At 66.5% G+C, this 19,937-nt stretch carries 12 protein-coding genes and 1 tRNA gene; 5 read left to right on the top strand and 8 right to left on the bottom strand.

Translation table 11 applies throughout. The features are described 5' to 3' along the window. A complete protein-coding gene (locus tag ABC347_RS04140) occupies positions 1-4,083 on the top strand; it encodes a hypothetical protein (RefSeq protein WP_413246997.1) in 4,083 nt (1,360 codons plus the stop codon). Positions 4,084-4,234: 151 nt separating this feature from the next. On the opposite strand, the gene ABC347_RS04135 is transcribed toward ABC347_RS04140, so the two are convergent. The 4 genes from ABC347_RS04135 to ABC347_RS04120 all read right to left on the bottom strand — a co-directional run bounded on the left by ABC347_RS04135 (position 4,235) and on the right by ABC347_RS04120 (position 10,396). Continuing rightward, positions 4,235-5,083: a phosphodiesterase gene (locus ABC347_RS04135; protein ID WP_413246996.1), complete on the bottom strand. Its 849-nt coding sequence runs from the start codon at positions 5,081-5,083 to the stop codon at positions 4,235-4,237. A 157-nt stretch (positions 5,084-5,240) separates the two neighbouring features. Beyond that, a complete protein-coding gene (locus ABC347_RS04130; protein WP_413244473.1) occupies positions 5,241-7,046 on the bottom strand; it encodes a cytochrome c3 family protein in 1,806 nt (601 codons plus the stop codon). Positions 7,047-7,053: 7 nt separating this feature from the next. After that, complete coding sequence (locus ABC347_RS04125) at positions 7,054-7,935, bottom strand: hypothetical protein (RefSeq protein WP_413244472.1); 882 nt, start codon at positions 7,933-7,935, stop codon at positions 7,054-7,056. A gap of 22 nt (positions 7,936-7,957) precedes the next feature. Beyond that, a complete protein-coding gene (locus ABC347_RS04120) occupies positions 7,958-10,396 on the bottom strand; it encodes a cyclic nucleotide-binding domain-containing protein (RefSeq protein ID WP_413244471.1) in 2,439 nt (812 codons plus the stop codon). Positions 10,397-10,546: 150 nt separating this feature from the next. Here ABC347_RS04120 and ABC347_RS04115 point away from each other — a divergent pair, with 150 nt between their 5' ends. The 4 genes from ABC347_RS04115 (at position 10,547) to ABC347_RS04100 (ending at position 13,869) form a co-directional block, all read left to right on the top strand. Further along, positions 10,547-11,491, top strand: coding sequence for a tetratricopeptide repeat protein (locus ABC347_RS04115; protein WP_413244470.1), 945 nt, complete (start codon positions 10,547-10,549; stop codon positions 11,489-11,491). 87 nt (positions 11,492-11,578) lie between these two features. Next, the gene (locus ABC347_RS04110) at positions 11,579-12,952 is read left to right on the top strand and encodes a class II 3-deoxy-7-phosphoheptulonate synthase (protein WP_413244469.1); all 1,374 of its coding nucleotides are present in this window, start codon (positions 11,579-11,581) and stop codon (positions 12,950-12,952) included. Between the two features lie 79 nt (positions 12,953-13,031). Further along, entirely contained in the window at positions 13,032-13,775 is a 744-nt protein-coding gene (locus ABC347_RS04105; protein ID WP_413244468.1) for a hypothetical protein, read from the top strand. An 18-nt stretch (positions 13,776-13,793) separates the two neighbouring features. After that, positions 13,794-13,869, top strand: a tRNA-Glu gene (locus ABC347_RS04100). A 73-nt stretch (positions 13,870-13,942) separates the two neighbouring features. On the opposite strand, the gene ABC347_RS04095 is transcribed toward ABC347_RS04100, so the two are convergent. From ABC347_RS04095 to kdpB, 4 genes are read right to left on the bottom strand one after another with little or no spacing between them, the layout of a single operon-like run. Beyond that, a complete protein-coding gene (locus tag ABC347_RS04095; protein ID WP_413244467.1) occupies positions 13,943-14,632 on the bottom strand; it encodes a response regulator transcription factor in 690 nt (229 codons plus the stop codon). Further along, positions 14,629-17,304: a DUF4118 domain-containing protein gene (locus tag ABC347_RS04090; RefSeq protein ID WP_413244466.1), complete on the bottom strand. Its 2,676-nt coding sequence runs from the start codon at positions 17,302-17,304 to the stop codon at positions 14,629-14,631. The genes ABC347_RS04095 and ABC347_RS04090 overlap by 4 nt, the downstream gene beginning before the upstream one ends. Then, entirely contained in the window at positions 17,301-17,882 is a 582-nt protein-coding gene (kdpC, locus tag ABC347_RS04085) for a potassium-transporting ATPase subunit KdpC (protein ID WP_413244465.1), read from the bottom strand. The genes ABC347_RS04090 and kdpC overlap by 4 nt, the downstream gene beginning before the upstream one ends. Positions 17,883-17,892: 10 nt before the next feature. Then, positions 17,893-19,929: a potassium-transporting ATPase subunit KdpB gene (gene kdpB / locus ABC347_RS04080; protein ID WP_413244464.1), complete on the bottom strand. Its 2,037-nt coding sequence runs from the start codon at positions 19,927-19,929 to the stop codon at positions 17,893-17,895. Positions 19,930-19,937: the final 8 nt, after the last annotated feature.

The raw sequence follows: 19,937 nt of genomic DNA, 5'->3' as shown, positions 1-19,937 counted from the left end.
ATGGCGAATATCTCGATCCGCCGGCCGACCGGCTTCTGGGCGTTGCTGGCGGCGCTGCTGTTGCTGGCATTCGCGCTGCTGACCGCCGCGCCCTCGCGCGCCTCCGAAGGCGAGAAACCGCAGAAGATCAAATATGCGTTCACGCCCGCCGCCCCGCAGAACCAGGGCTGGCCCGAGGCCGACGGCAAGAGCGCGGGCTGCGTCTCCTGTCACACCGCGTCCGACCAGAAGACGATGCACGCTTCGCCGGCGGTGGTGCTCGGCTGCACCGATTGCCATGGCGGCGATGCCAAGGTGACGGTCGCCGCCAGCCTGCGGATGACCGATCCGGCCTATGTGTCGGCGCGCGACAAGGCGCATGCGCTGCCCAAATATCCGAACAGCTGGCACTGGCCGTCGTCCGCGAACCCGAAGCGCAGCTACACGCTGCTCAATCGCGAGGCGCCCGAATATATCCGCTTCGTCAATCCGTCCGACTATCGCGTCGCGCGCGACAGCTGCGGCGCCTGCCACATGGAGATCATTGAAGCTGCCGAACGCTCGCTGATGTCGACCGGCGCGATGCTGTGGGGTGGTGCGGCCTATAACAACGGCATCCTGCCCTACAAGAATTACGCCTTCGGCGAGGCCTATACGATGAAGGGCGAGCCGGCGAAGATCGTCTCGCCGGGCGAGCCGCACGGCACCGTGACCGAGGCGCAGAAGGCGCGCGGCGCGCTGCCCGCCATGTACCCGCTGCCGACCTGGCACGTGATCCCGCCGGGGGACATTTTCCGCGTGTTCGAACGCGGCGGCCGCAACATCGTCAGCCAGTTCCCCGAGATCGGCCTGCCCAATCCCAATGGCATCATCCAGCGCCTGGAAGAGCCGGGCCGGCCCGACCTGAAACAATCGAACCGCGGCCCCGCGACCGGCCTGCGCGTCGCGATCCCGGTGCTCAACATCCACAAGACCCGGCTCAACGATCCGTTCATGTGGTTCATGGGCACCAATGACCAGCCGGGTGACTATCGCTCGTCGGGCTGCGCCGGCTGCCATGTCGTCTATGCGAACGATCGCGAGCCGCGCCATTCGCTGCTCTACGCACAATATGGCCGCGACGGGCAGACCGCGACCGTCGATCCTACCATCGCCGGGAAGATGGAGCCCGCGCATGGCGACGGCCATGGCACGATGCCCGAAGGCCATGGCGCGCTGAAGGCCGCCACGCAGACCGCCGCGGCGCGCATCCCCGGCGGCGGCGCGGATACGGTGCCGCACCCGGTCGGCACCGGGCAGAAGGAGAAAGGCCACCCGATCCAGCACGCCTTCACCCGCGCCATTCCGACCGCGCAGTGCATGAACTGCCACATGCACCAGCCCAACATCTTCCTGAACAGCTATCTCGGCTACACGATGTGGGACTATGAGTCCGACGCGCCTTTGATGTGGCCCGAGAAGCAGAAATATCCGACCGCGAAGGAAGCGTTCGAGATCCTCGGTCGCAATCCCGAAGCGGCGGCGGTGCGCGGCAAATGGGGCGATCTGGATTTCCTGCGCCGCGTGTATGACGATGTGAACCCGAAGGCGAAGGACACCCAGTTCGCCGACTATCACGGCCATGGCTGGAACTTCCGCGCGATCTACAAGCGCGATCGCGAGGGCAATCTGCTCGACGGCGACGGCAAGACCGTGGCCAACGACGACCCCGAGAAGTTCCGCAAGGCCGGCATGCCCGAATTCGTGCCGCCCGGCGTGCAGAAGGGCAAGGCGGTCCACATGATGGACATCCATGCCGAGAAGGGCATGCAGTGCGCCGACTGCCACTTTGCGCAGGACAGCCATGGCAACGGCCTGATCTATGGCGAAGTCGCCAACGCGGTCGAGATCGGCTGCAAGGATTGCCACGGCACGCCCGATGCGATGCCGACGCTGCTGACCTCCGGCCCGGCCGCGCGACCCGGCGGCACCAATCTGGCGCTGCTGCGCAACCCGGATGGCCGCCGCCGCTTCGAATGGGGCGTGGACGAGCGCGGCGAGCGCACCCTCATTCAGCGCTCGATCGTCGATCCCAAGCTCGAATGGAAGGTCAGTTTGGTTGCCGAGACGGTCGATCGCGCCAGCGCCAACTTCAATCCGAAGGCGGCGCGCGCGAAGCTGATGAGCAAGGCGGGCGCGGAGACCGGGCGGTTCGAGTTCGGCCCCGGCGTGGCGATGGCCGATCGCGCGCACAAGGATGGCGAGATGGCGTGCTTCACTTGCCATCTCAGCTGGACGACGTCATGCGGCGGCTGCCACCTGCCGATCGAGGCGAACTGGAAGACCAGCAGCCACAAATATGACGGGATAGAGACGCGCAACTTCGCGACCTATAACCCGCAGGTCGCGCGTGACGACATGTTCCAGCTCGGCCGTCACCAGACCACCAAGGGCAACCAGATCGCGCCAATCCGGTCGACTTCGGCGCTCGTGCTGTCCTCGACCAACATCAATCGCGAGCGCATCTATGTGCAGCAGCCGCCGATCTCGGCGGCGGGCTTCTCCAGCCAGGCGTTCGCCCCGCACTTCCCGCACACGGTGCGCACTACGGAAACCAAGACCTGCTCTGATTGCCACCTGTCAGCTGCCGACGACAACAACGCGATCATGTCGCAGCTGCTGCTGATGGGCACCAACTTCGTGAACTTCGTGGGCATGCATGTCTGGACCGGTCTCGAAGCCGGGTTCGAGGCGGTGCGCGTGACCGAGTGGGAGGAGCCGCAGGCGGTAATCGGCTCGTATCTCCACCGCTATGCCTATCCCGACTGGTGGAAGGCGCATGTCGAGCGCAACGGCCGTGAACTGATCGAATGGAAGCGCGGCGAGCGCTTCGGCGAGAAATTCTCGGGCGAGACCCAGGCGCTGGAGGAATTCTCGAACACGGTGCAGGCCACTGCCGGCGCTGCCCGCTGCCTCCAGCATCGCGGCGAATATCTGTTCGTCGCCGAAGGCAAGGGCGGCTTCCGCGCCTATGACATCGCCTCGGTCGCCAACAAGGGCTTCTCCGAACGAATCCTGACCGGGCCCTTCTCCGAACTCGGCCACGACACCCATGTCGAGAGCCGCAACGCCACCTGTATGGCGCTGGCAACCACCCAGCCAATCAACCCGCTGCGCAACACGCCCGAGATGCGTGCGATGAACGAGGAGCAGCCGTTCCACCCGATCTACAGCTACGCTTTCGTCACCGACGCCGAGGAAGGGCTGATCGTCGTCAACATCGAGACGATGGCCGATGGCGAGCCGCGCAACAATTTCCTGAAGCGCAGCCTGACCTGGAACGAAGGAGGCGTGCTGAAGGGGGCGCGGCACATCACGCTGGCCGGGCACATCGCCTATATCACCACCGATGCCGGCCTGGTCGTGCTGGATCTGAACGATCCGCTGAAGCCGCGCGTGACCGCGCAAGTGCCGCTTCGTGATGCGCGCGCCTCCGCGGTACAGTTCCGCTACCTATGGGTGACGACGGCCGATGGTCTCGAGGTCTTCGACGTGACAGCGCTGGCCGCGCCGCGCGCGATCCCTGCCGCCACGGTGCCGCTGGCCGATGCGCGCCGCGTCTATGTCGCGCGCACCTATGCCTATGTCGCGGGCGGTGCCGAAGGCCTCGTCATCGTCGATGTGAAGAATCCGGAACGACCCTCGGTCTATCTGAAGGAAACGTTCGGCGGGAAAATGGTGGATGCGCAGGACGTGATCGTGGGGACCACCAACGCTTCGCTATTCGGCTACGTCGCCGATGGTCGAGGCGGCATGAAGGTCATCCAGTTGACCAGCCCGGACAGCCAGCCCAATTTCTACGGTTTCTCACCCGCACCCAAGCCCGAGCTGATCGCCTGGGCGCGCACCCCTTCGCCCGCCTTGGCCCTGTCGAAGGGCCTCGATCGCGATCGCGCAGTGGACGAGACCGGCGGGCAGATGGCGATCTTCGGCCGGCTCGGCTCTCGCCCCTTCACCCGGCCCGAGATGGAGCGCTTCTTCCTGAACAAGCGCGGTATCCCGTGGAAGGTCACCGACGCGCCCGACCTTAAGGATTGGGTGCCGGCCCGACTGGCCGGGCAGTAAGGCGCGATCGCTCGCGAACCTTCGCCGCAAGATCCGACGCGGCATAGCTGGTAAAGTCTCGCGGCTGCGACCAGTCACCGACGTGGTCGAAACTCAGGGGACTACGAAGTGCAGCTTAGGGTGGAACCGGCACAACGGCCTCATCCGATGATCAGGCTGGGCGCTCGTCCAGCATGCCCTGCACCAGCGATTGCATCGCGCCGTCATAACGCGCCAGCACGACATGTTCGTCGCTGGTGTCAAAATGGGTGACCAGCGACTGCCCGTTCCAATAGTGCAGCGCATAGCCGGGCGAATCAGCCACGATCATCGGCCGGCCATCGGGTCGATCGGGATCGATCGGCGACAGCGTCAGCGCCACCTGCGGCGCGGTCGATGGGCAGACCGCGACCGGCCAGCCCTTCCAGCCAGTGACGATCGGGCGATGGATATGGCCGCAAACCATGCCCACGATGTTGGCATGGCCGGCCATCGCCTGTTCAAGCCGGATCACCCAGGGTTCAGCCGGATCGGTCGTCATCCAGTCGATCCCGGTTTCGACCGGCGGATGGTGCAGCACGATCACGGTCGGCCGGTGAAGATCCTCAGCCAGCGTCCGAGACAGCCATGCCGCGCGCTGTTCGCAAAAGGCGCCGCCGTGGCGTCCTTCCTCCAGCGTGTCGATCACCACGAAGCGGAGCGGGCCATGATCGACGACATATTGCACGAAGCCGTCGGCGATCGGCGTCTCGGGAAACACGCGCGCGAAATTGTCGCGCACGTCATGATTGCCCATGCACAGATAGACCGGAACACCAGCCGCCGAAAGCGCATCGCGCAGCGCCGCATAGCTCTCGACATCGCCGCGATCGACCAGGTCACCGGTCGCAAGGATCAGATCCGGCCGGCGATCGAGATTGGCGAGCCGGGCGATAACCTGATCGAGCCGCTTGCGGTTGAACTCGTGCGGATTGCCGGGATCGAAGCCCAGGTGGAGATCGGTAATCTGGGCGACGAGCATCACGCGATCGTCACTCCTCTTCGGATGGCCCCAGCCCGGCGCATGGCCGGGATCAGGATCTGGCATCGATCGGAACATGAGTCGCACGATAGCGTGTCGCAGGGCACAGCCTGTGATTCAGCGCACAAGCTGTAAACCCCGCCCATGGCCAGCGCCTTCAACGCGACGCGATCCGTTCCCGTCGCACGCGCTTCGCCATTGCCGGGGGTCCGTCGCCGACATGGTAATCGTGGCACATCGCGCAGGAAGACGGCACCTCCTTGCGCGCGCTCTCGCCGCCATGGCACTCGCGGCAGGTCGCGATCTTGGGCAGCAGGACGTCCGACGACGCGTTCGACGTCTTCGCCGCATGGCAGGTTTCACACTTTTCCTTCCGGTGCGGCGCGTGATCGAACCAGCCCTTGCTCATGTAGCGCTGGGTGAGCTTTACCGGATGGACATCGACATTCAGGCCACCGGCGGTGCTGAAGTCGATCCGGTGACAATCATAGCAGGCTCCGCCCTCGGAGAAGACCGCCCGGATGGCCGCCGCCGACCGGCTGCCCTGGTTGGCGACCGCGTTGTTGTAGTTGAAGGCGGTGCGGTCGGCCGCAAAATCACCCGGCCGTCGCCGCGCCATCCCCCCCAGGCTCGGCGGGCGAGCCGGGCCGTTGACCGCATAGAAATCGCGCAGCTCGGCGATCACCTGGCGAGGTTCGCCGTGGCGAAGCGTACGGGTGGTGCCGTCAACCCGATCGAAGGCCAGGCTGTGACACATGCCGCAGCTCTCCTCCATCTCGATATCCTGGAAGCGAACGCCGGTGCGGTCTGGTGTGTGGCAGTTCTTGCATTCCAGCTTCTTGCCGAAGTCATGCTCGTCGGCCAGCGTCTGCGCCATGCGCGCGACGCCGTTGGTGGCTGAAAGGTGCAGCGCGTGCGGAAACTTCAGCCCGGAATCCTCACGCGGCGATGCATCCAGCGACATCCGCTGGAACTGCGGCTTGGGGCCCGTCCAGTTGGTCAGCACCGCCACCTTGAACTGCGGGTGCGCCTTGGAGAAGTCGCCGGCATTGTCGATCTTGGTATCGCGCAGTCGCTGGTCGAGCGAGGCATGGCAGTCGCTGCAGAAGCGCTGTGCCGTCACCGGCATCTGTTTGGCGCCTTCATGCTCGGTATGGCATTCCACGCAGCGCCCCTGCGGAATGTTGAACGCGCCGGCGATGTTGATCTGCGCGGCCCGGAAGAAGCCGGGCTTCTCCCGCGCGCCGACCAGACGGCGGGGATCGGCGTGATCGTGGACATCGTCGTGGCAGGCAATGCAGCTGTCGTCTCGAACGGCGACGAACGGCTGGGTATGGCAGGCCTTGCAGTCATTCTCGAGATTGGCGTGCGCCAGCGATAGGCGGCCCGACGACCAGGTCTCGTCCGCATGGAAACGGTTCGGCTGGCGTTCTCGCGCCACTTCCAGCGTCCGATCGGCCGGCTCGGCTCGATTATAGAAGCTCCAGATCGGCCAGGCCAGGAAGGCGGCCAGCGTCAGCGCGATCAGCGTCCAGGCCATCGCGCGCTTGCCCGGCGCCCGCCCGGTCAACGAGAAGGCACGGCTCTCGTCAATCTCTTCGGACGCTTCCGATATGCCGCCCACACGCTCGACCGTGATGACGGTCTCGCCGTTGTCGCCGCGCGCGAAATCCAGCGAGTGCGATCCGATCCGCAGATTGGCGCCGCGCGACGGCGCAACCTCCGCCTGCTGTTTGGAGCTGCCGTCGAGATCGAACGGCAGCCCGGCCGCCGCCTCGATCCGGATGCGATCCGGCCCGGCCTCGCTGATCGTGACATGGTGCAGAGTCACCGCGAGATCCTCGAGCAGGATATCGCTCTCGGTGCCACGGCCGACGGTCAGCCGATCCTTGGCATAGTGGGTGGGGCGGACGATCTCGCGGCCGTCGGCGGTGCGGGCGATCTGGCGGACGACGAAGGTCATGGGCGGCTCACCAGTAGAAGAAGACGCTGACGATATGCGCGGTCAGCGCCGCGATCAGCGCGAAGGTGGCGGGCACATGCACGTACAGCCAGATTTCCAGCAGCGCCTTCAGCCGCATATGCTTGCGCATCCGCGACAGCATCGCGCGCTTGCGTTCCAGCAGGCTATCCACCTTTTCGAGCGGATCATTGCCGATCGCAGCCTTGTAGCCGGTATGCTGGCGGACAAGAGCCTGCGCGCGTGCCGTGCCGCAGCGCGGATATCGGCCGCTGAGCCGCGCAAGCAGGCCACCGCCGAACGGATCGTCTTCCAGGCTCAGCCGCACCATTTCAGCATAGCGATGCTCCAGCGGCTGCGCGGTATCGTGCAGCTGGCGGTCGAGCTGGCGGATATTGTCCAGCATCATCGTCTCGGTCGTTTCGCCGCGATTGTCGGACAGCTTTTCGGGCAGCGTAGCATAGGCCGAGATGCCGTAGATGCCCGAGACGATCACCAGCATCATCAGCGCATAGGCCAGCGTGTGGACGTTCCAGCCGAACTGGAAGCCCGCGTGCAGCGTGCCGATCACGATCAGCAGCAGGCCGAGATAGACGTGCGCTGACGTCCACGCCTTCAACGACCATTTGCCCGGCGTCATCGCGCGCTTGCGCAGGCCGAGTGCCGTCAGCCACAGGATCAACAGCGCACCGATTGTGCCCAGCGTGTAGCCGTACCAACTGCCGCCGTTCGGCCGCGGCTGGACGTCGACGAGCGCGTAGATAGCGATCATCACGATGCCGATCACGCTGACGATCTTGAGCCAGCGGAAATGACCATAGCGTAGGAAACCTTCATGCGCGGTCACCTTGCGGCCGCGCGCGCGTTCCTTCTGCATCCCCCGCGATGCCATGGTCAGCCCCCCGCCCCGGCGATCATTGCGCCTGCTCCAGCCGCGCCACGGTCAGAAATCCTTCTGGTGCCACGCGGATCGCGGCGCCGGTCGGGCAGGCGCGCACGCAGGCCGGGCCGCCCTCGATGCCCGAACACATGTCGCATTTGATCGCCTTCTTGGGCGCTTCGCCCTTGGCATTCTTGTACGCCCATTTCTTGTTGGGCTCGCCCGGCCCAGGCCCCGCGCCGAAGAACAGCCAGCTCAGCAGGCTCGGCTTCTTCGGCGGCACCTTGTCCATCCGGATCACGCCATAGGGGCAATTGCGCTGGCAGTTGCCGCACCCGATGCAACTATCGTCGATGAACACCTCGCCATCGGCGCCGCGGTGGATCGCATTGGGCGGGCAATCGGCCATGCAATGCGGATGTTCGCAGTGGCGGCACGACGTCGGCACGTGGAGATGGGCGTAGGTGCGCCCAGCTTCGCGATCGAGCCGTGACAGGCCTTCGTGGCTGTCGGCGCACGCCTTCTCGCAATTGTCGCAGCCAACGCACAGATTCTCGTCGATCAGCAGCACGTCGGTCGCTTCGCCGATGCCATTGTCGACTAGGAACTTTGCCGTCTCGGAATACATGTCGACGACGGTCGAGAAACTGTCCTTCTTGGCCTCAATGAAGGCGTTCAGATCTTGGCGCGACGCCATGTCCTGCTTGGCTTTCGCGAACAGCTCGGGCTTGCGCGCGAGCAACCGGCCAAACGCCTCGCCATCGACGCGGATCAGTTCCGATTTCACCGCAGCGCGCACGGTGGCGGTGCGGCGGCCGCCATCGATCAGCGCCATCTCGCCGACATAATTGCCCGCCGGCAGATAGCGCAGGAACACCGGCCGGCCGCCGATCGCCTTTTCGACGACCATCGATCCGGACCGGATAACATAGATGTCCTTGCCTTCCTCGCCCTCGGTCAGCACCGCCTCGCCGGCGCGCACCGTCTTGATCTCGACCTTGTCGAGCACTTCGCTCAGATCCTCGGGCTTTAAGCTCGATCCGAACATCTGCAGCAGCTGCCGCTCGGTCGAGATACGGGTCACGGCGCGTTTCGCTGCGGGGACGGACGCCATCAGCTTGAGGGCGGCCGTACGCGACACCTCGACGAGGATGGCATCGGCCGCAGCCTTGATGGTGGCACCACGCCGGCGCCCCGAGATCAGTCCGACTTCGCCGAAGATGGAGCCGACAGGGATGGGTACGGTTCGGCCGCGACCGACATCGACCACGACCGATCCTGATGCGATGCCGAACAGCGACGACCCGGGATCATTCTTCTCGAAGATGGTATCGCCGCGGCTGTAGGCCCGCACCTCGCTGTCCAGCATGAACTCGCGCATCTGAAGCGGCGACAGGTCGTTCAGGATCGTCACGTTGGCGCGCAGGAATTCCAGCCACTCGTCGACCGAGCGGCTCTGCGGCAGCTGCGCGAACTTGGCTTCGAGGATCGGCTCGTCGGCCGGTTTCAGGGCGGTGTTGCCGTTGATGAACTCGACGACGTCATAGCCCTGATTCATGCAGTGCTTGATCAGCGGATAGCCCGCCAGCGCGCCGATCACGAAGATGCCGGGTTTGGTCGATTCGAAGGTCGAGGTGAGCTTGGGGAAAGCCTCGCGGTCGGCACTGGTGAATTCGATGCCGCATTCCTCGATGAATTTGCGCGGCGGAGCCGACCCCATCCGCGCGATGATGCGATTGCAGGGAATGCGCATCTCGCCGTCGCGCGTGTCCAGTGTCACGAACCCCGGTTCGACCCGGTTGGGCGATGTCTCCCCGATCACGTTGACGCGGCCCTGATCGCGCGCGGCGAACAGGCCTTTCACATTGGCATCCTTGGCGCGGCTGAAATCGGCCGTGCGGTTGATGATCGTCACGATGTTGCGCTGCGCGGGATCCGCGGCCAGGCCCATCGCATTCTCGATCCCGGCATCGCCCGCGCCGACAACCAGGATATGCTCGTCCACATATTCGCCGGGATCGTCGAGCTGATACTGAACGATCGGGTTGCCGCTGTCGGCGCCGGGAACGCGCAGCAGGTTGGGGTTGCCCTGAGTACCGATCGCCATGATGATCGTCTCGGCGCGGATGGTCGATCCATCCCGCAGCCCGATCTCGAAGGCGCCCTTCTCGCCCGCGATCGACTTCACCTCGGCATGATAGCGCACGTTGATCTTCTGTCCGGCCGCGCCGTCGTTCCAGAGGCCGAGGATCGCTTCGCGCTTGCCGGCGTCGAACGGCAGGTCCGAGCGCAGCACGAGCTGGCTCGGCGTGGCCATCACATGCTTGCCCTTTTGATATTTGTAGATCGTGTCCGACAGATGGTCGGTCTTCTCCAGCAGCACGTGGCTCAGCCCCAGCTGCGCCGCGCGCGCCGCCGCGCTCAGGCCCGCGGGCCCGGAGCCGATCACGGCGATCCGATAGCTGTCTGCCATTCCGCCCCCACACCCATACGCCGTTGAAACTGCCGGCTTCCCCCCGGCCCTTGCGGTTATTTGGTGCGACCCCTTGTCGGCCACTCTATCATCTTGCACGGCGACCGCTAGACTGGATGTGCAGTTGCGAAACATTTGGAGACCGATCGCATGGCCACCGCTGCCGGCCGAACCCTACCGCTCGGGCGGATCGCGCTCGCGCTCGCGGCGATCATCGCGCTGATCGCGGTCGCCATTGCGGTCCTGCGGCAGCGCGAGGATGCGGCGGCTCCCGTCGCGGCCGCTGCCCCCGCGGGTGACCTGCGGACGATGATCGCTGCGCTCGAGACCCGGCTGAAGGCCAATCCCAACGACGCGCAGGGCTGGCGGATGCTGGCGATCGGCTATTTCGAAACCGCCCGTTATGGCGACAGCGTCAATGCCTATAAGCGGCTCACCGCGCTTACGCCCGCCGATGGCTCGGCCTGGTCGGCACTCGGAGAAGCGATGGTGCTGGCCGGCGAAGGCGGCGTCGATGCACAGGCCGCTCAGGCGTTCCAAACCGCCTTGCGTCAGGATGCCAAGGATGCTCGCGCACGATATTTCCTGGCCGTCCGCAAGGATATGGGCGGCGACCACAAAGGCGCGGTGGAAGACTGGATCGCCCTGCTGAACGACAGCCCGGCCGATGCTCCTTACGCCGAGTCGGTCCGCCAGATCACCCAGCAGGTGGCGTCCGCGAACAAGATCGACATCGCCGGCCGGCTGCCCGCAGCGGCCCCGGCTGCGATCGCCCCGCCGGTCGCGACGGGCAGCGGAGCCGCAGTGGCGTCAGCCGGTATTCCAGGCCCGACCCGGGATCAGCTCGCCGCCGCATCGTCGCTGCCACCCAGCCAGCAGGATGCGATGGTCAAGCAGATGGTGGACGGGCTCGCCGCCAAGCTGACTGCAAACCCGAAGGATCCCGATGGCTGGATCCGCCTGATGCGCGCGCGGATGGTGTTAAACGACGCGCCGGGTGCGACTGCGGCGCTGGCTGCCGCGCGGGCCGCGAACCCGGCCGATGCCGCAAAGCTGGCCGATGCCGCGCGAACCCTGGGCGTGCCGGGCGCCTGATCCGCCCGGTCGATCAGCCTGATAGAAGAGCTATGGTTGCGTATCCCCCTCCCGTGGCGCAAGGCGGCGCGCGGAAGGACGAGTGAGATGGCGAGCAATTGGACCCCGACGAGCTGGCAGGCGCATGAAGCCCGGCAGCTTCCCGATTATCCCGATCCGGCCGCGCTTCAGGCGGCAGAGGCGCAGCTCGCCAGCTATCCACCGCTCGTCTTCGCCGGCGAAGCTCGCACGCTGACTGCCGATCTCGCGCAGGTGGCGGCAGGTAAGGCGTTCCTGCTGCAGGGCGGTGATTGCGCCGAGAGCTTCGCCGAATTCCATCCGAACACGATCCGCGACACGTTCCGCGTGATCCTGCAGATGGCGGTGATCCTCACCTTCTCCTCCAAGCTGCCGGTGGTGAAGCTTGGGCGGATGGCGGGCCAGTTCGCCAAGCCCCGCTCTGCCGGCACCGAGCAAATCGGCGATGTCGAGTTGCCGAGCTATCGCGGCGATATCGTCAACGACATTGCGTTCGAGGGGAACGCGCGCGCGCCTGATCCGCAGCGCATGATCCGCGCCTATTCGCAGGCCGCCGCGACGCTCAACCTGCTGCGCGCCTTCAGCCAGGGCGGCTATGCCAACCTGCATCAGGTGCATGCCTGGACGCTCGATTTCATGGGCCGCAGCCCATGGGCGCAGCAATATCAGGCGGTCGCCGATCGGATCGGCGAGGCGCTCGACTTCATGGCAGCGTGCGGGATCAATCCCGAAACCGTGCCGCAATTGAACAGCACGCAATTCTACACCAGCCACGAGGCGCTGCTGCTGCCCTACGAGCAGGCGCTGACCCGTCAGGATTCGCTCACCGGCCAGTGGTACGACACGTCGGCCCATTTCCTCTGGATCGGCGATCGCACTCGCTTCGAAGGGTCGGCGCATGTTGAATATCTGCGCGGCGTCGGTAACCCGGTCGGGTTGAAATGCGGTCCGAGCCTGGAGCCGGACTCGCTGCTCAGGATGCTCGACACGCTAGATCCGGGCCGCGTGCCCGGTCGGATCACGCTGATCACGCGTTACGGGCACGACAAGATCGAAAAGCATCTTCCCGCGCTCGTCCGCGCAGTGAAGCGCGAGGGGCGGCCGGTCGTGTGGTCGTGCGATCCGATGCACGGCAATGTCGTGAAAGCCGCCAATGGCTACAAGACGCGGCCGTTCGATCGCATCCTGGCTGAGGTCCGCGGCTTCTTTGCCGTCCACCGTGCCGAAGGCACGCACGGCGGCGGCATCCATGCCGAGATGACAGGCCAGAATGTCACCGAATGCACCGGCGGCGCGATCGACGTGACCGAACAGAGCCTGGCGGATCGTTACCACACCCATTGCGATCCACGCCTGAATGCGGGCCAGTCGATCGAACTCGCCTTCCTGCTGGCCGAGATGCTGAACGCCGAGATGCGCGACCGCGACAAGGCCGCTGCCTGACGTCGCCCAGGGAGCCGGTCGGCGGCGCGCGGGTTGATCCCGCATGCCCCGCCCGCGTTTCGTTCTCGCCATCGCTTTCATGCTGCTGCCGCAGCTGGCGATCTCGGCCGATCCCCTCACCAATGGTGCGCTCAGCTTCGAGCGTCGCGGTGATCGCTGGCGATCGCTCTGGTTCGTCTGCGACGGCGTCGATCGGCAGGAGATCGCGCTGATCGGGCACCCAAGCCGCAGTGGTGACGCGATCATCCGCCGCCTTGCGAAGCCCGGGTTCAAGGTGGCGAGCGCCGCATTCCGGGTCGGCCCCGGCGATCCGGGCGCCGGCCAGATCTATTTCCCCCTGAAGGCGGGATCGGGTCGCGACGCGGGCGCGCTCCATGCCGTCAACCCGGGTATGTATCCGGCGCCGACACCGGCGCTGCCGAGCTTCACCTCGATCGATCAGCCGTCCGGTCGAATGCGCTGCCGCTTCGATCCCGGCGCGCGGCTGCTGCTGATCACGCCGCGCCGCACCGTCCTGGTGATCGCCGACACCCGGGGCGGGCTGCGCTATGAGGCCTATCCCCACGATGCGGTTTCGATCACCGGTCCTGCCATCCGCCTCACCGGCGGCACTTTGCAGCACGCCGGCCGCCACGACATCTACAGCTTCGCCAACCGCGGCTTCGGCTACCGCATCGACGCCAGCCGCGATCCGGCCCGCCCCGGCGCGGTGCTGACGGTGTCACGTGCCGGCAGTACGATACAAACCGAACCCGCCATCGCCTACAGCATCGCTGATCGCCGATACCGCCTCCCGCTTGACTCGAACCGGCCCGCTCCATAAGGACGCCGCTCCGCGAACGGCCCCTTCGTCTAGCGGTCTAGGACGTCGCCCTCTCACGGCGAAAACACGGGTTCGAGTCCCGTAGGGGTCACCACGCGATTCCAAGCATTCGCCGATACGAGACCTCGGCAGCCATCCATGAGCCTCGCGATGGGCTCATGCGGTCCTCAGTCGGCCAGCAGCCGGTATCCGACGCCGAGTTCGTTCGCGATCACCGATCCTACCGCGTTGGCGCCTTCCAGCTTCTGGCGCAGGTTGCGGATCACGATCCGCAGATATTCGATGCGATGGTCATGCTCGCGCGGCCAGGCGGCGGCCATGATCCGCTGATGCGTGACGACACGGCCGGGATGCTGGGCGAGCGCCGCCAGCACGTCATGCTCCTTGCGCGTCAAATGGCTCTCCACTCCGTCGGCGCGGCGCACCAGGCGTCGTTCCAGATCGATCATGGCCTCACCCGCGCGCAGCGTGGCTGGCACGCGGATCACGGCACCATGATGACGTAGCGCGGCGCGCAGGCGCGCCAGCAGCTCCTCCGAATCGAACGGCTTGGTGATGTAGTCGTCCGCGCCAAGATCGAGCGCGGCCACCTTCTGGTCGGTCGCCTCGCGTGCGGACACCATGATGATGACGGGATCGCCCTGCCCTTTCAGCAGCGTGACCAGCTCGAGCCCGTCGCGATCCGGGAGCCCGAGATCGAGCAGGATCGCGGCCGGCGGCGAGCCCCGCGCGGCTGCCAGTGCGGATGCGGCATCGGCCGCCTCGGCGACCTCGTATCGGGCACGCTCAAGCGTATTGCGCAGCAGCCGTCGGATCGGCTGCTCGTCATCGACGATCAGTACCAGCGGCCCGCTCATGCCACATCCTCGCCGGTATCGCGCACGAGAAGGCCGGAAGGGAATTGCAGGCTGAATGCCGCCCCGCCGCCGCCCTCACGATTGCCTGCCTCGACCGTCATCCCCATGGCTTCAGCAAAAGCCTTGACGATGGCAAGCCCGAGCCCTGTGCCGCCGGCCGCGCGGTCCGATCCTTCCAACCTGTGGAAAGTATCGAACACGTCACGCTCTTGCCCCTGCGGCAGACCGGGCCCCTGATCGATGATCTGCAGGGTGAGCACAGCGTGGCGATGTCGACCCCGGATGATGATAGGCGTGCCCGCATCCGCATAGCGGCCGGCATTGTCGAACAAATTGATCAGGATGTGATGCAGCAGCTGCGGATCGACGCGCACCAGCGGCAGGTCGGGCGGTACGTCCAGCTGCACGGGATGGCCCGCCAAAGCGCTCCGCGTGTCGTGAGCCGCGCCCGCCACGGCATCGGTCAGGTCGACGGGTTCGAGCTTCAGGCGTAGCGCACCCGCCTCCACCCGAGCCATGTCGAGCAGATTGCCCACGAACCGGTTGAGACGGCCGGCCTCGCTCTCGATCGTATCGATCAGATCCGGGGTCGCCCCGCCCCGCAACGCCGCGGCGGCCGCCATCACCGATGTCAGCGGCGTCCGCAGATCATGGCTGACGGAAGACAGCAGAGCAGCGCGCAGCCGGTCCCGCTCGCGCACGGCATCGACGTCGCGCATTTCCATCTCCAGGCGCAGCCGTTCGAGCACGAGCGCGGACTGATCGATCAGCCCCTTCAGCAGCTGCAGCTGGTCCGGCCGGATCGGATCCCCCCCGCTCGCACGCGATAGGCCAAGTACCGCCACCGTGCGTTCGCCCGCCCGCAGCGGCTGGAACAGCCAGTCCGATGCAGTCAGCGTCCCAGATCCCCGCCCGGCCGGGGTTGCCGTATCGAAGGCCCACTGGGCTGCCGCCATCTCGATCGTGTCCAGCCGGTAATCGATTGCATTGGCCGCCTGCACGACCAGGCTGCCGCCATCCGCCACGAGGATCACCGTCTGCAGGCCGAACAGCCGGCCGACTTCGTCGCAGATCGCCCGCGCCAGTGCGACCGGATCGTTGAGCGGTGTCAGCGCGCGCAGGAAACCGGCCAGCGCGGCATTGGTGCGTGCGCTTGCCGCGGCCAGATCGGCCTGCGCACGCACCCGCGCGGTCAGCTGGCTGGTCGCGATCGCCACCCCCAGCAATACCAGCACCGACACGATATTCTCAGGGTTTGCGATCGTCAGCGTGCCGGTCGGCGGCAGGAAGAAGAAGTTGTAGGCCAGGCTTGATGCGATGCCGGCGAAAAGCCCCGTGCGAAGCCCGAACAGGCTGGCAGCGACCATGACCGGCAGCAGGTACAGCAGGGCGACATTGCCGAGATCGAGGATGTGGAACAGTGCGCTGCCCGCCGCGGTAACACCCGCCACCATCGCCGCGCTCCAGCCATAGCCGGCCGGCCGCCCCCAATCGCCGGCCAGCTGTGACCAGAGCGGACCCGAGACGCGGCCGCCGACAGGCTGCGGCATGGGCATGACGTGAACCGCAATCCCCGGCGTCTCGCGAACCAGCCGATCGACGACCGAGCCGTGCCGCAGCTCGAACCATCGCGAGCGCGAGGATTTGCCGACCACCAGCTGAGTCGCACGCGCCTCGGCCGCGAACGTCTTCAGGCCAGTGAGCACCGAGGTGGCCGGGACCGAAGCGACTGCGCCGCCGAGTTGGGCCGCCAGATCCAGCGTCTCGGCGATGCGGCGCTGATCGGCGGCGGAAAGCGTCTGGGCCCGCGCGGTTTCGATATAGACGGCCGTCCACGGCGCGCGCTGGGCGTCGGCGATCCGCTTGGTGGCGCGGATCAGGCTGTCGGCCCCGGGCAATTCGCTGACCGCGACCACGATCCGCTCGCCCCCGGCCCAGGTACCGCCGACGCCCAGCGCACGGACATGATCCAGCATCTGCGCATCGACGGCCTGGGCCGCGCGGCGCAACGCCAGTTCGCGCAATGCCGACAGGTTCGACTTGGAAAAGAAATGCGACAGCGCGCGCGTCGCTTCCTGCGGCAGATAGACTTTGCCAGCCTTCAGCCGGTCGATCAGCTCGTCGGGCGGAATATCGACGACCTCGATCTCAGCCGCCTCGAGTATACTGTCCGGCACGGTCTCGCGCACGCGGACGCGGGTGAACGAGGCCACCACATCGTTGAGGCTTTCGACATGCTGGATGTTGATCGTCGAATAGACATCGATGCCGGCCGCCAGCAGTTCCTCGACATCCTGGTATCGCTTGGGATGGCGGCTGCCCGGTGCGTTGGTGTGGGCCAGCTCGTCGACCAGCACGAGGCGCGGATGCCGGGCGATGACGGCATCGACATCCATTTCTTCCAACGTCCGTCCCTCGTAGCGGACCGGACGGCGCGGGATCACTTCATGGCCGCGTACCAGTGCCTCGGTCTCGAACCGGCCATGCGTTTCGACCACACCAATCACGACGTCGACACCGTCGCGACGCCGGCTGGCGCCGTCGGACAGCATCTCATAGGTCTTGCCCACGCCGGGCGCCGCGCCAAGGAAGATCTTCAGCCGGCCACGCCCTTCTTGCGCGGCCTGCCGCAACAGGGCTTCCGGAGACGGGCGCGCCGGCGCTGCGTTCAACGCGGTGCCATGGCGTCAAGCGCGCGGTTCAGAGCGAACACGTTGACCCGCGGTTCGCCGATGATACCGAGCAGCGGCGCATCGACCTGACGCTCGACAAGTGCGCGGACGCGATCGACCGGCACGCCACGCGCGGCTGCGACGCGCTCAACCTGAGCCTGCGCTGCATCGGGGGAAAGGTCCGGATCGAGGCCCGAACCAGACGTGGTGACAAGATCGGCTGGCATCGGTCCGGCGAGGCCCCCGGCACGCTGCGCGGCGACATCGGCGCGCGCGCGATCGACCAGCACCGCGCTGGTCGGCCCCAGGTTGGAGCCCGACGAGGCGAGCCCATCATAGCCTTTGCCGGCAGCCGACGGACGGGTGCGGAAATAGCGATCGGATACGAAAGCCTGCCCCACCACCGTGGAGCCGATCACCCGGCCGCCCTCGCGCACCAGGCTGCCGTTCGCCTGTGCCGGAAACAGTGTCTGGCCGATCCCCGTCATCGCCAGAGGATAGCCGATCCCCAGCAGCAGCGCGAACAGGATCGTGAAGATGAAAGCGGGCCGCAGCGCGCTGGTGATGTCCTTGCCCATGTCGATGTCCTCAGGCGAGACCCAGGCCGCTGACGGCCAGGTCGATGATCTTGATCCCCACGAACGGCGCGACGAGGCCGCCCAGTCCGTAGACGGCCAGATTGCGCGCCAGCAGCGGCCCCGCCGCCATCGGCTTGTACGCGACACCCTTCAGCGCCAGCGGCACCAGCAGCGGGATGATCAGCGCGTTGAAGATGATCGCCGAAAGGATCGCGCTTTCCGGGCTGGCCAGCCCCATCACGTTCAGCACGCCCAGCCCCGGATAGAGCGCGACGAACATCGCCGGGATGATCGCGAAATATTTGGCGACATCGTTGGCGACCGAGAAGGTGGTCAGCGCGCCGCGGGTCATCAGCAGCTGCTTGCCGAGCCCGACGACCTCGATCAGCTTGGTCGGATCGCTGTCGAGATCGACCATGTTGCCGGCCTCGCGCGCAGCCTGCGTGCCGGTGTTCATCGCCACGCCGACATCGGCCTGGGCCAGTGCGGGCGCATCGTTGGTGCCATCCCCGCACATCGCGACCAGCCGGCCATCCTGCTGTTCGCGCCGGATCAGCGCCAGCTTGTCCTCGGGGGTGGCTTGCGCGAGGAAGTCGTCGACCCCGGCCTCGGCCGCGATGGCGGCGGCGGTCAGCGGATTGTCGCCGGTGATCATCACCGTGCGGATCCCCATCGTGCGCAGTTCGCCGAACCGCTCGCGAATGCCGGCCTTCACCACATCCTTCAGGAAGATCGCGCCCAGCAGCCGGCCGTCCTCGGCCACCGCCAGCGGGGTGCCGCCGGCGCGCGCGATCTCGTCGGTGATGCGGCGCAGCTCGGTCGCCGCCGCGGTCTCGCCTGCCCCGGGGTTCGCCTTCAGGATCGAGTTGACCGCGCCCTTCTGGATCGTACGGCCGCCGATCTTGACACCAGAGATGCGGGTCTGCGCGGTGAAGCCGATCACTTCCGCGTCTTCGGGCAATGTCGTAGTGCGCACCTGGAAGCGGTCGCGCGCCAGCACCACGATCGATCGGCCCTCAGGGGTCTCGTCGGCCAGGCTGGCGAGCAAAGCGGCCTCGGCCAGTGCATCGGCACTCGTGCCGCCGACCGCGCGGAACTCGGATGCCTGACGATCGCCGATCGTGATCGTGCCGGTCTTGTCCAGCAGCAGTACGTCGATGTCACCCGCCGCCTCCACCGCGCGGCCCGATTTGGCGAGCACGTTGAAGCGCACCAGCCGGTCCATCCCCGCGATCCCGATCGCGGACAGCAGGGCGGCGATCGTGGTCGGGATCAGCGTGATCAACAGCGCGGCCAGAATGGCGACGGGCACGCTGCCGCCCGCATAGCTGGCGAAGCCGGGCACCGTGCCGACCGCGATCAGGAAGATGATCGTCAGCCCCACCAGCAGCAGCGTCAGCGCGATCTCATTCGGCGTCTTCTGCCGCTCGGCACCTTCCACCAGCGCGATCATCCGGTCGAGAAAGCCCTGCCCGGGCTCCACCGTCACACGCACCCGGATCGAATCCGAAATCACGCGCGTGCCCGCCGTCACCGCCGAACGGTCCCCGCCTGCCTCCCGGATCACGGGCGCGCTCTCGCCGGTGATCGCGGCTTCGTTCACCGATGCCACCCCCGAGACGACCTCGCCATCGGACGGGATCAGATCACCCGTCTCGACCAGCACCTCGTCGCCCACCGACAGGCGGGTGGCGGGCACCAGTTCCCAGATATCGCCGACGCCGGTCAGCAGCTTGGCGCGCAGATCGGCCTTGGTGTCGCGCAGTGACGCGGCTTGCGCCTTGCCGCGGCCTTCCGCGATGGCCTCGGCAAAGGTGCCGAACAGCACGGTCAGCCACAACCAGACGACCAGTTGCAGCTTGAAGCCGGTCGTCAGCCCATCCTGCCCGACGACGAGCAGGATGGTGAGCAGCACCGCCACCGCGGCGGTGGTGAACATCACCGGATTGCGGGCCAGCTGCCGCGGGTCGAGCTTGCGGAAGGCGTCGCCGATCGCGGCGATCACCAGGTCGGATGTGAAGAGCGAGCTCTTCTCGGTGCGGGTCATGATCTGCG

The organism is Sphingomonas canaveralia (assembly GCF_047238125.1).
GTDB lineage: Bacteria > Pseudomonadota > Alphaproteobacteria > Sphingomonadales > Sphingomonadaceae > JBDFMH01.
The sequence above is the reverse complement of the archived record's forward strand: the minus strand, read 5'-3'. Positions and strand labels throughout refer to the sequence as shown.

What these genes read in the sequence shown, in the direction of transcription:
- ABC347_RS04130 (WP_413244473.1), bottom strand. Translation starts at nt 7,046, where the DNA reads ATGACCTTCGTCGTCCGCCAGATCGCCCGCACCGCCGACGGCCGCGAG.
- ABC347_RS04105 (WP_413244468.1), top strand. Translation starts at nt 13,032, where the DNA reads ATGCTGCTGCCGCAGCTGGCGATCTCGGCCGATCCCCTCACCAATGGT.
- ABC347_RS04135 (WP_413246996.1), bottom strand. Translation starts at nt 5,083, where the DNA reads ATGCTCGTCGCCCAGATTACCGATCTCCACCTGGGCTTCGATCCCGGC.
- kdpB (WP_413244464.1), bottom strand. Translation starts at nt 19,929, where the DNA reads ATGACCCGCACCGAGAAGAGCTCGCTCTTCACATCCGACCTGGTGATC.
- ABC347_RS04095 (WP_413244467.1), bottom strand. Translation starts at nt 14,632, where the DNA reads ATGAGCGGGCCGCTGGTACTGATCGTCGATGACGAGCAGCCGATCCGA.
- ABC347_RS04110 (WP_413244469.1), top strand. Translation starts at nt 11,579, where the DNA reads ATGGCGAGCAATTGGACCCCGACGAGCTGGCAGGCGCATGAAGCCCGG.
- ABC347_RS04120 (WP_413244471.1), bottom strand. Translation starts at nt 10,396, where the DNA reads ATGGCAGACAGCTATCGGATCGCCGTGATCGGCTCCGGGCCCGCGGGC.
- ABC347_RS04140 (WP_413246997.1), top strand. Translation starts at nt 1, where the DNA reads ATGGCGAATATCTCGATCCGCCGGCCGACCGGCTTCTGGGCGTTGCTG.
- kdpC (WP_413244465.1), bottom strand. Translation starts at nt 17,882, where the DNA reads ATGGGCAAGGACATCACCAGCGCGCTGCGGCCCGCTTTCATCTTCACG.
- ABC347_RS04125 (WP_413244472.1), bottom strand. Translation starts at nt 7,935, where the DNA reads ATGGCATCGCGGGGGATGCAGAAGGAACGCGCGCGCGGCCGCAAGGTG.
- ABC347_RS04115 (WP_413244470.1), top strand. Translation starts at nt 10,547, where the DNA reads ATGGCCACCGCTGCCGGCCGAACCCTACCGCTCGGGCGGATCGCGCTC.